The sequence below is a fragment of the Priestia sp. FSL H7-0729 genome (assembly GCF_038005685.1).
Classification (GTDB): Bacteria; Bacillota; Bacilli; order Paenibacillales; family Paenibacillaceae; genus Paenibacillus.
The window spans coordinates 1-13982 of the sequence record NZ_JBBOTQ010000005.1 but is presented as its reverse complement, the minus strand read 5'-3'; the positions used below and the strand labels follow the sequence as shown (position 1 = coordinate 13982).

Sequence of the window (13982 nt, the reverse complement as noted above, 5' to 3'; positions counted from 1 at the left end):
CTCATTAGTCGGTCCTTCGTTTAATGTAATAGGCGAAAAAGTGCTGCACAATCACCTTCAGTACGGCAAAAACGGGGACTGCCAGAATTAAACCTACAATGCCTGCCAGTTCGCCTCCGACGAGCAGTGCAAATATAATGGATAGCGGGTGCAAATGCAACGTACGTCCCACCACCTGAGGAGAAATAACGTTACTCTCCAACACCTGGCACAGTGTGTTCACAATGACAACAAGCAGCACCATTTTAAACGATACGGTTGATGCCATGACCACAGCAGGCGCAGCTCCGAGAAACGGTCCCAAGTAGGGCACAATGTTAAACACAGCTACAATGCTTGCAAGCAGCAGGGCATACGGCATATCAATGATGATATAACCAATGTAGGCAAAGATGCCAACAATAACACAGACAATAAACTGGCCTCGAATGTAGTTCCCCAGTGCGGTATCAATTTCTTTCATCACCGAGACAATCGCTTTACGACGTGAACGCGGAAGATACGCCACAATGGTGCGCTCAAATACCTCAAAGTCTTTTAACATGTAAAAGATCAAAAATGGCACGATAAACACATTGAATAACACATTAATGGTTGCCCCGATATTGTCCATTAGTACGGTAATGCCCTGAGTTAGTCGATCCTCCATCTGAAAGAACCAACTGTTCATGCCTGTTCGCACACTTGGCGGCATTAATTTGTGATCCATATTGTTCATCAGGCTCTGGGCACGCATGGATAGCTCCGGCATATGCTCGTTGAGTTCCTCCAGCTGTTCAATCAATACCGGGATCACATTCATCAGAATGACACCGATACAGGTAAGGAAAAAGGCATATATGAGCAGTACCGCAATCGTGCGCGGCACCTTTCTTCCTCCCAGCATGCTGACAATCGGATTAAGTACATAGGATATGATAAGGGCTACGATAAAGGGTGCCAGTACTGTTTTCAGGAATGCGTATATGTGAAGCAGTAAAGGCCGCAGCAGCCAGATAAAATATAAAATAATTAATCCGAGCAGCAGCCAGATCGCGTAACGGAACAGCTTGTTTTTGGTTAATTGCTCCACTTGCATCTCTCCTTTTGGACTGGCTCTGAGAGTCAGTATATGTAGGAAAGGTAATATTTATTAACACAGTGCAGAAGTGGAAGGAGCAATCCACACATTATTTCTTAAATACAAAAAAACGCCTCCTTCATTAGAGAAGGAAGCGCATTTTGCAGTATGGAGCAGCATATAATTATACATGCTCCAGCCGAACCACTATGTAACCGCATCTATATACATCTGCCAACAATAAATGACAGCTTCCCATGACAGACTTTGTCATGAAACCGCATATAGAGGAAGTTATCCTGCTTATTAAGAAGAAGCGTGAAGATGAGGGAAGTCTTGTGGCAGCTCGTCCCCGAAAAAGAGATCATCCAGGGAACTCAGCGTACCGTCTTCTTCCACCTGATATACAGACATTTTCTCACCGTTCACCGTTAATTCGATAAAGCATCCCCAGCAATAAAACTGGTGGGAACCAATTTTCCCAATATCTTTGGAACTACAGTTTGGACATTTCATAATTCATTCACCTATCCATTAACAGAATGAATGGCATTTTCCAAGCGTTGTTCACTCAGCGACGGCACCATAATGGCACTTTCCCCGATGGACATATCGCTTGTACATGGCAGCCATTTGCGGCCCTCAATCAGATCGGACACAAAACCGTCCGTAATTTCAATCCCTATTATTGTATTTCCCAACTCTTGGTCAAAATAAACATCGGAGACACGCCCAAGCAGCAAACCTTCTTCGGTGAGCACGGACATCTCCTTTAATTTAGACCGACCGAGGAGGTACGTGTATTTTATGTCGTCGGCTCCCGTCTTGCGGACAGCCTGTTGATTACGGATCATGACGGCATCTTCGCCGTAGGCAACGATATCTTGCCACTGCACGATTTTGACATGATTGGTAAACAGACCTTTGTTCTCAAGCTCAATGCCTTCGATCTCCCAATCATCATTCACAATGAAATCCTGGATTTTACCGACCTGCTTCCCGTCCTCAACATCAAAAACGGCAAGTCCGATCATTTCCTGAAGCTTCATCGCTGGGTCCCCCTCATCTTCTTATCATTAAATAGGCGCGGCGCTATTGCTAGGTATGCCCAAAGTTGATGAGTGGCAATCAGACGCCGATCATCAAAACCGCTTCTATCCAACCGATGAAATGGAACTTCTTCCCTCCTTCTGTTCCATGTGTAAAGTTCCCCTTAGGGTCTATTACGCAGTCGTCCAAGAATGGTTCCAATTTTTTCGGCGGTTATCATGATTTCTTCCGTAGTATTACCCAATCCCCAGCTAAATCGAATCGCAGAGTGTAAAAATGTTTCAGGCAAGTTCATCGCTTTGAGCACATGAGAGACTTCAAGTGACCCGGAAGTGCAAGCCGAACCGCTTGCTACAGCAATCCCTTCCATATCCAGATTCATTAACATCGTCTCTGTAGACACTTCCGGAAAGCTGATATTCAGGATGTTTGGCAGCGTATGGTCCGGGTGTCCATTCACGTGAAAGTGCTCCGTCCCCACATGAATTTCAAGCTGTTCCAACAAAAGTTTACGCAATTCCAAATCATGCTGACGATGCGCATCCGTTTGTGCGGATGCAATCTTGAGAGCCTCTGCAAATCCGGTAATACCTGCGATATTCTCCGTACCAGCGCGCCGCTGACGTTCTTGCAATCCACCGTGAGCTCTTGCTTCCAGCACAATTCCTCGCCGTACATAAAGTGCACCCACGCCCTGAGGTCCGTTGATTTTATGCGCAGAGAAGCTGATCATATCCACAGGAAGTTCCTTACAGGAAATATTCTGGCTGCCCAGAGCCTGAACTGCATCGGTATGAAAAAGGATATTATGCTGACGGGCAAGCTCACCGACCTCGCGTATCGGCTGAATGGTGCCTACTTCATTGTTGGCATACATCATGGTAATCAGCACCGTATCCGGCCGAATGGCCTCTCGCAACTCATCCAGATCTATTCGCCCATGACGATCCACAGACAGATAAGTTACTTCATAACCTTGCCGCTCCAATTCCTGACACGTATGCAAAACAGCATGGTGCTCAATTGCCGTCGTAATGACGTGCTTCCCTTTGTCCTGCCTTGCTGAAACTGCTCCGAAAATGGCCAAATTGTCGCTCTCCGTGCCACCTCCGGTAAATACCAATTCGTCCGGGAAACAGCCCAAAGACGCCGCAATGACATCCCTTGCTCCGCTGACAGTCCGTTTGGCTTCACGCCCAAAGGCATGGATACTTGATGCATTGCCATATTGTCCTGTCATGACGTTCATCATCGCTTCTGCGACTTGTGGATGCATAGGTGTTGATGCGGCGTGATCCAAATAAATTCGTTTCATTTATCTTCACCCCGTTATATGTTAAAATATCTTATTTTTCTGTTATGGCATGGATAAAGCCCCCAAATGGGGGCTCAAGTATGTTACCATGTCATGCTCATCGCAGTCATTATTAAATGTAGAACATGTAGCTATCTTTTTTGTCTTGATCCTGGAATGTAATTAGGTCTTTCAGTGTTGTGGAATCCAGCACTTCGGCAATGCCGTCACGAATACGCAACCACAGATCACGTTTCGCCGGGTCATCTTCCTCCGTGAAGTCTACGGGTGAGATTGGTCCTTCCAGTACACGGATAACATCGCCTGCAGTTACGGTTGCAGGATCACCCGCAAGGATATAACCGCCGTAAGCTCCTCTGATGCTTTTCACAAGTCCTGCATTACGTAGTGGAGCGATCAGTTGCTCCAGGTAATGTTCCGAAAGCTGGTTGCGCTCAGCAATGCTTTTAAGTGATGTAGGGCCTTCGCCTGTTCTGGCAGCAAGCTCCATCATGATTGTGAGGCCGTAACGGCCTTTTGTCGATATTTTCAAAGGAGTCACCTCTTTCAATTTTCAGAAACGATTGGAAACTTTATATTTTATCCTGTGGTCCATAAACCGTCTGTTTCACGATCTGTCCACAGTAGAGAATCATAGAACTAAGCTTTAACCTTCTAATCCTCCGTATTCCGATCATAACCCTCAGCTAATGTTAACATATCTGCATGCGTTATGGAAAAGAAAGATTGACGATATTCCAAAATGTGCGTCTGTGGTGGACACTATCCAAAATTGGCCGGGTGTATCGTATCTTGAGTCCGGTTATGCTAGAATAAGAAACGAAACACATTTATATATAGAAATGGTGATAACGATGTCCAAAACAATTGAGAATACACGGGTCGTCGTTGGCATGTCCGGAGGTGTCGATTCTTCCGTTACCGCGTTGCTGCTGAAAGAGCAAGGTTACGATGTCATCGGCATTTTCATGAAAAACTGGGATGACACCGACGAGTTCGGCCACTGTACCGCTGAAGAAGATTCAGAGGATGTACGCCGCGTATGTGAACAGATTGGCATTCCTTACTACACTGTCAACTTCGAGAAAGAATATTTTGATAAAGTATTTACCTATTTCCTTGATGAATATAAGTCGGGTCGCACGCCAAATCCGGATGTCATGTGTAATCGTGAGATCAAATTTGGTGAATTCCTGAACAAAGCTCTGGATCTCGGCGCAGATTATGTAGCTACAGGACACTACGCTCGTCTGATTGAAGAAGATGGTACCTTCAAGCTGCTACGTGGTGTGGACAACAATAAGGATCAGACGTATTTCCTTAATGCACTCAATCAGAACCAGCTGTCCAAAGCCATGTTCCCGATTGGTCATCTGCCCAAACCGGAAGTGCGCAAAATTGCAGAAGCCGCTGGCTTGTATACAGCCAAGAAAAAAGACAGCACAGGTGTCTGCTTCATCGGTGAACGCAACTTCAAAGAGTTCCTGAGTAACTATCTGCCTGCCAAAGGTGGAGACATGGTTGATATCGCGACCGGTGAAGTCAAAGGCCGCCATGACGGTCTGATGTACTACACACTTGGACAACGCCAAGGTCTTGGCATTGGTGGTTCCGGTAATGGTGAACCCTGGTTCGTTGCAGACAAGAATCTGGAGAAAAATCAGCTGCTTGTTGTTCAGGGCGATGCCCATGCAAGCCTGTACTCCACTGGTCTGACCGCAACAGGTGTGAACTGGATTGCCGGTGCAGAACATATGCCTAATGTGCCATACCGTTGTACGGCCAAGTTCCGCTATCGTCAACCGGATCAAGGTGTTACACTGACCTGGCAGGAAGATGGAAGTGTGGATGTACAATTTGACCAGCAGCAAAAAGCCATTACGCCAGGACAAGCCGTTGTTTTCTACGACGGAGAGGTCTGCCTGGGTGGGGGTACGATCGATCAGGTGCAAAAAGTACCTGTACCCGCCATGCAATAATAGAGCTTTGTCCATTAAAATGCGGATTATACACAATACCGTGTATCCCTATTAAAAAAGCCGTCTTTCATGTATACCATGAAGGATGGCTTTTTTCCTGCTTTTCTTTGCAAAAAAATTAAAAATAGTTCGTTATGCAGTCAACCCGACTCCTGCCAAAGAAGCCAACACCCCAATGACAACCGAACTGACGACGTAGAGTGCCGCTCTGGCATAACGCTGCTGACCTATAAGTCCTAACGTTTCATAGCCAAACGTGGAGAATGTGGTGTACGCACCGCAGAACCCGGTCCCCCAGATCACCCAGATTGCATCTGAGATCATTGCAGATTGATGCCACCCGTATAACAACCCAAGCAACAGTGAACCACTGATGTTAATGATCCATGTTCCCCACGGGAAAGCCGTTCCCAGCAAGCCAGAGACCCATTTTCCCAGACTGTAACGAAGCACTGCACCCAGCACACCTGCCAAACCAATCCATAGGATCATGAGGCATCACCCTCTTGTCTTCGTGCTCCCAACATACGCTGTCCAAGACGGATGCCGAGCGCACAGAGCAACAACCCTGCCAGTAGACTTACGATCATATACATCGCGGCTTGGAGCCATTCTCCCCCTTCGGATAAACGAACCATATCCAGTGTAAACGTGGAGAATGTCGTAAATGCGCCAGTAAAGCCGGTGCCAATCGCAAGTCGAAGTTGTGGTGTTATCTTGCCTGGCACAGCTATGGTAAAGAACCATCCCAAAAAAAGACTGCCCATCGCATTGATTAGCAGCACTGCCCAAGGGAACTCCCCACGGACAGTTGGTATCGCTAACTGTATGGCATAGCGGGTTAACGTACCTAGAAATCCACCCGCCCCTATATACAAAAGCTCTTTCATGTCGTGTGCATCTCCCGAATGATCTGTCTGTTCTTACAATTCCCTGCGTCGCTGCTGGTTCAGCCTGATCTTCGATTCGTTGCCTTGCTCCGTTGCCTCATAGAATACTCTACGTGAGAGCTGCTTAGGTAAATATTCTTGTCTCACATAATGTCCCGGATAATTGTGCGGATATTGATAGCCCTCATGTCCAAGCTTCACGGCACCCGAATAATGCGTATCTCGCAAGTGAAGCGGAACTTCTGCCGACTTCACTTCATCGATGGCGTTCATGGCTTTGGAAATGGCGGTGTATACCGCATTGGATTTTGGACTTTCGACCGCGAATAGAATCGCCTGTGCAATGTTCAGCTTGGCTTCGGGCCAGCCGTTATTCCGATACGCATCAAGTGCTCCGATGGCCTGGATCATGGCTTGCGGGTTCGCAAGTCCAATGTCTTCACTGCTTGCTGCAATCAGACGCCGAATGAAGGTCATCGGGTCCATACCAAGCTTCTCCACCGCGTATAGAAACCAGAACAATGCCGCATCACTGGAACCCCGAATACTCTTGTGAAATGCAGACAGCACATCATACTGCGTCGATTCATCCGCCTTCACAATCGGGCGCCGAATAGACTCTTCTGCTACACCAAGCGTGATATGAATCGATCCATCCGTCTCCGGTGGCGTCGTTAACGCAGCCAGTTCAAGTGCGTTAAGCGCACGCCGAATATCCCCGTTGGCCATCGTAGCAATGTGCTCCAGCGCCTCATCGTCCGCCTGCAGTTCCATGAACCCCAGACCTTTGTCCGCATCACTCAATGCTCTGCGCATGGCAATAAGGGAGTGATCCTTGTTCAGCGATTCCAGCTGGAACAGGGTGGAACGGCTCATTAGGGCCCCATTGACGTAATGAAAGGGATTCTCTGTTGTCGCGCCGATAAAAATAATCGTGCCTTTCTCTACCGCTGGCAATAACGCATCCTGACGTGAACTGTTAAACCGGTGTACCTCATCGAGGAACAGAATGGTTTTGGTTCCATACAGCTGTTTGTTCGTTTGGGCCTGTTCAATGACTTCACGCACATCCTTGACGGAAGCTTCCACTGCATTCAGGCGAACGAACTGTCCTTGCGTTTGTTGAGAAATAATATGTGCCAGGGTTGTCTTGCCACATCCTGGGGGACCGTATAACAATATGGACGAAATCTGGTCCGCCTCAATGGCGCGCCTCAATAATTTCCCCGGTCCAATAATATGTTCCTGTCCAATATATTCATCCAGATGCTCTGGCCGCATGCGGTCCGCGAGCAATCTGGCTTGTGGTTTTGAGTCCTGCTGAAACGAAAATAAATCCATTGCTCATCACTTCCTTAACGGATTGCCTTAACTTGTGTACATTTACACTTCTGAGATATTACCACTCTCTATCATATCATACTCCCGTGGTAACATAGCCATAAATGCGCCAAGCGCACTGCTGACAAACGCATCCTTGCGTGTAATAAAACGAGTCATCATTCGGCTTATACCAGAAGGGAGCGAATGTTTGCGAAGATTTCCACTTGCGATTTGCTGCCGAATCACAATCTCTGGTAACAGAGAAATCCCCATTCCCGAAGTTACTCCACTAATAATCGCCTCCAGCGTTCCAAACTCCATAATCACTGGACGATTTACCCCACTTGAGAGCAACCACTCCTCTAAAATCTGTCGGTAAGAGCATCCCATACTGTAAACAAGGATCGGTTTACGCGCAAGTTCTTCTTCTGGGCCCACACCCGACGAGACCACAAACAATTCTTCATCAAATACATCCACGGAGTCGATATCGGGATGATCACAGGAACACCCAATGAAGGCTCCTTCCAATTCATACCCAATGACTTGATCAATAAGCATCTGCGAATTGGCCGTAGCCAGTGACAAGGACACGTCCGGATACTGTTTATAATATTTTGCAAAAAGCTTAGGTAAACGAACCGCTGCGGCAGTCTGTATAGACCCTATTCGTAGCGGCCCCGATGGTGTACTCGTCGCCCGAAGCGCCTTGGAAGCATCATTCAGCAAACCAATAATTTTATCCGCATAAGTCAGCAGCATCACTCCGGCTGGAGATAACGTCATGCCTCGGTTATGGCGAATGAACAGCGTTGTCCCCACTTCTGCTTCCAGATGCCGGATGCGTGCCGTTACGTTGGACTGGACATACCCCAGTTTAGAAGCAGCTTTGGTCAGATTCCCTTCCTGTGCAACACACTGAAATATTCTAAGATCCCCGCTCTCCATAGTCCCCCCACTCTGACATCATTCAAAATGATATCCACTTCATTACCAATCATTATACTTCATCTGCAAACCGGACTACAATTCAGGTAGTCCCCAACGCAGTCTTCTGACTGGATGATGATAAGGAGTGTTCAACATGACATACTGGAAAAATAGAGTTGCTTTGATCACAGATACCCGCACCATAAAACCGTTGAAGTATACCATCTTAATTATTTTAACAACGCTAATCATGGGTACTTCTTTTCCAGTCGGTAAAATCGGTATGTTATATGCTCCACCTTTCCTGCTCATGGGCATACGTTATGTCGTAGCAGGTGGTTTGATGGCCTTGTTCCTTCGTAAACATCCTTTGCCTATCGAGTGGAGTTCTTGGTTGAAAATAATACTCATTGGCCTGTTCCAATCCGCAGGAGTGATGGGCTGCGCTTACTACAGCATGAACTGGATTACATCCGGGGAATCCGCCATTATTACATTTACCAATCCGTTGCTGGTCATTATCCTCAGTGCTCTCTTATATAGACTTACCTACCGCTTCAGTCAGTGGATCGGTGTTATGCTCGGTTTCATGGGGATTATGTTAACCTTTGGATGGCAAATGAGCTTTAGTCCTGGAACCTGGATTGGATTTGGTGGTGCGATCTCCTTTGCCGTGTCCACATTGCTCATCAAACGCTGGGGCGATAACTACGATACTTTTGTCTTAACAGCTTATCAGATGCTCGCTGGGGGTGCTGTGCTTCTTCTACTGAGCGTATGGACTGAACAACCTCACTTGATAGTGAATGCCACCTCGGTTATCGTGCTGCTCTGGTTAACGCTTGTTTGCTCCATCATCCAATTCTCGCTTTGGTTTTATTTGCTGCAACATAGTGATCCGGCCCAAACCAGTTCCTATCTGTTCCTTGCACCGTTCTTTGGTGTATTGTCGAGTTGGATTCTGCTGGAAGAACATGTCCATTGGTTTGCATTGGCAGGCGGTTTACTCATTGGTGTTGGCATATTCCTGGTGAACCGTCGCTCGTCCAGAATGGGAAATGGAGTAACCTAACTTAAGCTTCTCCTGTCTTTCTTCCTGAAAAGCTTAAGCGATTCTTACACAAAAACAGAAAAAGGCATGCGCTTATGGGAACTTCACCATGAACGTCATGCCTTTTATTGTGTAAGCAACTAAGCAAACTTTATATTCAATCAAGTTTAGGGAGGCTTATCTCTATTAACTGAGCCCTGATCCTCCCAGGTTATAGAGAGTCACTCTCAGGCCAACCCTGAATAGTTACGGGCTCGCCGTCGGGATTATGTGTTGCAGCCGCGTACTCTGGCAAATCACCGTCATGGAAAAGCCACAATTCGTGCAAGGCCCGTGTACAACCAACGTACAACAGCTTTGCATCGCCCGCATTTGACAGATAATGCTTCTGGTCTACATCTGCCACAATAACGGCATCAAACTCTAACCCTTTGGACAGATAGACCGGTAACACGGAGTGTCCGCCTGTGTACTGCTTCTTGCCTCCATCGATCAGGTTCAGCTCCCAGCCTGTGGCCTGTAGTTCACGATGGAGTTCCTCTGCTTCATGCAGTGTACGGGTCAGGATGGAGACCGTCCGGTAGTCTTTGACGGTTAACACCTTCAAAGCCTCTTCAAGACTCGCCGTCCGCCCTTCGCCTCCATAAGCTAATGTCCGCACAGGATCACCACTACGGAAAACAGGAATCGCCGTAATTCCGCTCTTGACGCCACGTTCCAGAATCGTATTGGCATAGTCGATAATTTCCATCGTCGAACGATAACTTCGGGTCAATGCAAAGTATGCATTCTGTTCCTCAGGAAATAGAGAACTCATCTCTTCCCACGCATGAACACCACGGTACTCATGAATGCCTTGGGACAAGTCACCCAGTATGGTGAAGGAATGTCCTTTGACGAACTGATCCAATAACGCCACATGAAACGGTGAAAAGTCTTGCGCTTCATCAATCACAACATGATCGAACCGCTCCGAACCCTCAATATCATGGACCAATGTATGAATATATACCAATGCAGGCAGATCCTCTTCACGGACGACATCCTGCTTCAGATCTGCTGCCGTTTGTTTCATGACCAATTTTGGAATAAGCCCGCTGAGCGAGGCTGGCACAGAACCGCCCTTTGCCGCTTTGAACAGCTGTTTGTATAACGTAAGTGGCTCGTATTGAGGCCATTTTTTGGCATAGGCTTTCTCACGCGTGGCTGCCTTTTTCTTGCGTTCTTTGCGGACAGCCTCTGGCATCGGTTTCTTAAGTTCCATCTCGATCCAGCGGTGAACCCGCGCCATGACCCGTTCTTTGCGTTTGGCCAGCGGATAATGTTTGTATTCCTCACCGAACCAGTTTTCAATCTCCATCTTGCTGAGCACCTTACCATCCCATGGACTGAAGTCCATATCCGGTACGGAGTCCGCTTCCATCCCCGATAACCACTCTCGAATAAGCTCCATGAAACGAATCGATCCTTTGTAACGACCAGGTACATCATCATTCAATTCAGGCCGCGCATCTGGTGTTTCGAACCAGGTGTTGAGCGTATCCGACGTATTCGCCAGAGGCATCTCCAGCCCCAGCAGGTTCATCGCCCAATCCGGGAATGTCCGCTGCTGGATATCCCCTACTCCGAGTTCCGGGAGCACATCCGAGATGTAATCCAGGAACATGTGGTTGGGGGCAAAAATAACCATTTTCTCTGCAGATACCTGCTCCTTGTACTGATACAGCAAAAAGGCCAGCCGATGCAGGGCAACCGTTGTTTTCCCGGATCCGGCTACACCCTGAATGATCAATGCGGTGTTTCTCGCCGCACGAATGATCAGATCCTGCTCCGCTTGAATCGTAGATACGATATCACGGAGTTTGTTGTCCTTGTTCTCTCCCAGACGATAAACGAGGAATTCATCCGATACCGCTGGCTGGTCGCTGTCACGGTTATATGTATCCGCCACACGTTCCAATATCCGCTGCCGAATGACAACGTTTCGTTTCAGGTACACCAGACCTTCAATAAGCCCTTCCGGGGCTTCATACGTAGCGGAGGCTTCGCCTCCCGTAAATGAGTAAAACAGGCTGGCGACAGGAGCACGCCAGTCGATGACGAGCGGATGCTCTCCCACCTCTTCGCGGTCTACGCCGATTTTGCCAATATACAGCGGTTTCCGTGCACCACTGCCCTGTTCTTCGAAATCCAAGCGTCCGAAATAGGGTTGCTGCGCGCTCTTGGACAAGGCGGTGCGGCGCTCTTCGCGTCCAGCTTCCAGCACTTGTTCTGTGAAGTCGTGGCCGGTATACACCGGAATATTTTGCAGTCGTTCCAACTGTCTGTCCACTTCCTCCATCGTTCGCTCTAACCTGTACTCTTCTTCTTGATAGGCACTTTGAAAGCTGTCTGACATGTTTCAGTTACCTCCTAAGAATATGTTTTACTCTGCATCGCCTAGATCTGGCAATACAAAAGGATACTTAATATATCATATAGGGCAATTGAAAGCCACATCCGTTTTGTGAGCTATACAATGAATGATTACACAGAAAGCGACTGTGGTCTGAAAATAAATTCAGACCACAGTCGCTTCGCTTGGCAAGATATGCTGACGTTAAATTCAAACGATTCAATACGTCTCCAACCATATTGCCATCCCTGCTACATCGATGTTGTCATGCTGGCAAGAGATTGTTCCAACAATTCGAATTCCTTCTGAAGAACAGCATCCAGATTATCCTGGCGTTTTGAATAGAGAGGATAATAAATGACCAGTGAATCTGCAAACCGATTAACAAAAATTTCATTTGTTGTACGGTAATGATCAAGAGTCATCATATTTTTAAAGTCCTCATAAGAAAGATCAAATGTAGCTTGGAAATTCACTGACAGCAAAGAGGGTAGCCAATACATCAATTGTTCTTCAATCTCATGAATAAGTTCAAGATAATGAATACTTTGCTCCCGTTTTGCCTTTTGGATATGTTCTACCTGTTCCTGAATCGATTGAAACCCTGTTTCTCCAGCTTCCTGCACCATAATAGGAAGCATGTCCAGAAACTCGCCCATAACATGACTGTAGCTACCTGCTGTATAAGCACGGTCCTCTTGAAGTATAAAAACAGGAATCTTCTTCGAAGATGGTGGGATCAGACCGTTTTCTTTAGCTATAATCTGGACGGCATGCATGAGTAAATCCCAAGGTTTTTCCTTATATACCTTCAGCAAATGAGGTCCAAGAGGAATCGCCGAAGCAACTGACTGGCTGATTTCATTCGATACGTTATGATCCATATATTCATGAAGAACAGGAATCCATTTTTCCATATTACCCGGTAAAGTCAGTCCGCTTCCTTTGAATAGATCGTTATGCTTGAGTTTATCTGCTATATATTGGCTATAAGAGAGCAATGTTTCAGGAGGAGTTTTCATCATGCTCCCTTCGTCAAACATTTCCTTAAAGATGACTGTGCTCGTCTTATCCCAGACACTGTGATGGGCAATAATATGAATGGTGTGCTGCCGCTCGGTATTTCGAACAATGACCAACTTAACAAGCAACTGAGCGGATTGCTCGTTAAATTCTATAGAACTCAGTTTGCTGATCTGCTGAGAGACCGCATTTCGCTCATCTGGACTTGCATATCGTAAATCGATATAAGGCATATGCCAAGCGTGGTTCCACTCATGTTCACTTATCGTTCCCACTAGCGAATCCATCCGATAAGAACTTCGCAGTGCAGACTGCATTCTTATGATTTGATGACATGCTTCGATGATTTCTTTCTTGGTTCGTGAGCCCTGCAATTCAATTTTTTCCATGACCACTGTGCCTGCTGTACGAATGAATAATTGCTGTAACACAGAAGGAGCATAACTATTAAGTACCGGATAATCTGTATTACGATGAAATTTTTGTGGGTCAAGCAGTTCTGCACCATACTTTTCTTTGCCCATCGCATGGGAGCTTGCTTGTTCGGAAGTGTTCACTTCAATGCAATGACTCACGATGTTCTTCAACTTATCCATGAGCGCTTTGGCTAAAGCATGCATCTGGCGGTCATCACATACTTCGCGTTCATAGCTGATCCGCATCTGCAAGCGTTTGTCCATCACTGCTCCGTTCACCGAGATCGGCGTTCCAAACCGGTTAGCTTCCGATACTTCTTCCCCACGCTCTTCTTCGCTCAGACGCCACGTCCCTTGGTTCATCTCCTGACCGAATTCACCCAGATAGTTCAGGGTTATTTCAGGCTCAATTCCGGATAGCTCGCTTTCACCCAGCCATTGGAGAATACCATACCCTATCCCGCGGTTCGGCACACGGCGTAAGATCTCCTTGGTCTGCTGGATGTCTGCTCCCGGATCTTGACCGATGCCTGTTACTGCCACAGGGTAA

General features: G+C 47.0%; 13 protein-coding genes. 2 read left to right on the top strand and 11 right to left on the bottom strand.

Annotated elements, in window-relative coordinates:
- Positions 1-4 precede the first annotated feature (4 nt).
- From MHH93_RS13330 to cymR, 5 genes are all read right to left on the bottom strand, one after another.
- On the bottom strand, positions 5-1072 hold the full coding sequence (locus tag MHH93_RS13330) for an AI-2E family transporter (RefSeq protein WP_278298549.1): 1068 nt from the start codon (positions 1070-1072) through the stop codon (positions 5-7).
- A gap of 294 nt (positions 1073-1366) precedes the next feature.
- Positions 1367-1576 carry a YrzR-like zinc ribbon domain gene (locus MHH93_RS13325; RefSeq protein WP_017686815.1) on the bottom strand — a complete coding sequence of 70 codons (210 nt, stop codon included), beginning with the start codon at positions 1574-1576 and terminating at the stop codon, positions 1367-1369.
- Positions 1577-1587: 11 nt separating this feature from the next.
- Positions 1588-2109, bottom strand: a complete 522-nt coding sequence (locus tag MHH93_RS13320) for a PRC-barrel domain-containing protein (protein ID WP_017686814.1) — start codon at positions 2107-2109, stop codon at positions 1588-1590.
- A gap of 164 nt (positions 2110-2273) precedes the next feature.
- Entirely contained in the window at positions 2274-3425 is a 1152-nt protein-coding gene (locus MHH93_RS13315) for a cysteine desulfurase family protein (RefSeq protein WP_500054404.1), read from the bottom strand.
- Between the two features lie 112 nt (positions 3426-3537).
- The gene (gene cymR / locus MHH93_RS13310; protein WP_076212458.1) at positions 3538-3957 is read right to left on the bottom strand and encodes a cysteine metabolism transcriptional regulator CymR; all 420 of its coding nucleotides are present in this window, start codon (positions 3955-3957) and stop codon (positions 3538-3540) included.
- Positions 3958-4279: 322 nt separating this feature from the next.
- On the opposite strand from cymR, the gene mnmA reads away from it, so the two are divergent.
- Complete coding sequence (gene mnmA / locus MHH93_RS13305) at positions 4280-5404, top strand: tRNA 2-thiouridine(34) synthase MnmA (RefSeq protein WP_076212460.1); 1125 nt, start codon at positions 4280-4282, stop codon at positions 5402-5404.
- Positions 5405-5536: 132 nt separating this feature from the next.
- Here mnmA and crcB read toward each other — a convergent pair whose 3' ends face one another.
- Genes crcB through MHH93_RS13285 form a run of 4 tightly spaced genes read right to left on the bottom strand, consistent with a single transcriptional unit; the run spans position 5537 to position 8565 of the window.
- Positions 5537-5896: a fluoride efflux transporter CrcB gene (gene crcB, locus MHH93_RS13300; protein ID WP_500054403.1), complete on the bottom strand. Its 360-nt coding sequence runs from the start codon at positions 5894-5896 to the stop codon at positions 5537-5539.
- Positions 5893-6294, bottom strand: a complete 402-nt coding sequence (locus tag MHH93_RS13295; protein ID WP_500054402.1) for a FluC/FEX family fluoride channel — start codon at positions 6292-6294, stop codon at positions 5893-5895. Before MHH93_RS13295 ends, crcB begins: the two co-directional genes overlap by 4 nt.
- A 33-nt stretch (positions 6295-6327) precedes the next feature.
- Positions 6328-7635 (bottom strand): replication-associated recombination protein A, encoded by a 1308-nt coding sequence (locus tag MHH93_RS13290; RefSeq protein ID WP_500054401.1) that lies wholly within the window; start codon positions 7633-7635, stop codon positions 6328-6330.
- Positions 7636-7677: 42 nt separating this feature from the next.
- Positions 7678-8565 (bottom strand): LysR family transcriptional regulator, encoded by an 888-nt coding sequence (locus tag MHH93_RS13285; RefSeq protein ID WP_500054400.1) that lies wholly within the window; start codon positions 8563-8565, stop codon positions 7678-7680.
- A gap of 136 nt (positions 8566-8701) precedes the next feature.
- On the opposite strand from MHH93_RS13285, the gene MHH93_RS13280 reads away from it, so the two are divergent.
- Complete coding sequence (locus tag MHH93_RS13280; protein ID WP_500054399.1) at positions 8702-9619, top strand: DMT family transporter; 918 nt, start codon at positions 8702-8704, stop codon at positions 9617-9619.
- 190 nt (positions 9620-9809) lie between these two features.
- Here the strand turns inward: MHH93_RS13280 and MHH93_RS13275 are convergent, their stop codons facing one another.
- A complete protein-coding gene (locus tag MHH93_RS13275; RefSeq protein WP_500054398.1) occupies positions 9810-11996 on the bottom strand; it encodes a HelD family protein in 2187 nt (728 codons plus the stop codon).
- Between the two features lie 248 nt (positions 11997-12244).
- Positions 12245-13982: hypothetical protein (locus MHH93_RS13270; RefSeq protein WP_500054397.1), on the bottom strand; the 1738-nt coding region annotated here is incomplete at its 5' end.

Bases quoted from the DNA above. Each gene is read 5' to 3' on its own strand.
- MHH93_RS13325 (WP_017686815.1), bottom strand. From the start codon at position 1,576: ATGAAATGTCCAAACTGTAGTTCCAAAGATATTGGGAAAATTGGTTCC.
- MHH93_RS13320 (WP_017686814.1), bottom strand. From the start codon at position 2,109: ATGAAGCTTCAGGAAATGATCGGACTTGCCGTTTTTGATGTTGAGGAC.
- MHH93_RS13315 (WP_500054404.1), bottom strand. From the start codon at position 3,425: ATGAAACGAATTTATTTGGATCACGCCGCATCAACACCTATGCATCCA.
- mnmA (WP_076212460.1), top strand. From the start codon at position 4,280: ATGTCCAAAACAATTGAGAATACACGGGTCGTCGTTGGCATGTCCGGA.
- crcB (WP_500054403.1), bottom strand. From the start codon at position 5,896: ATGATCCTATGGATTGGTTTGGCAGGTGTGCTGGGTGCAGTGCTTCGT.
- MHH93_RS13295 (WP_500054402.1), bottom strand. From the start codon at position 6,294: ATGAAAGAGCTTTTGTATATAGGGGCGGGTGGATTTCTAGGTACGTTA.
- MHH93_RS13290 (WP_500054401.1), bottom strand. From the start codon at position 7,635: ATGGATTTATTTTCGTTTCAGCAGGACTCAAAACCACAAGCCAGATTG.
- MHH93_RS13285 (WP_500054400.1), bottom strand. From the start codon at position 8,565: ATGGAGAGCGGGGATCTTAGAATATTTCAGTGTGTTGCACAGGAAGGG.
- MHH93_RS13280 (WP_500054399.1), top strand. From the start codon at position 8,702: ATGACATACTGGAAAAATAGAGTTGCTTTGATCACAGATACCCGCACC.
- MHH93_RS13275 (WP_500054398.1), bottom strand. From the start codon at position 11,996: ATGTCAGACAGCTTTCAAAGTGCCTATCAAGAAGAAGAGTACAGGTTA.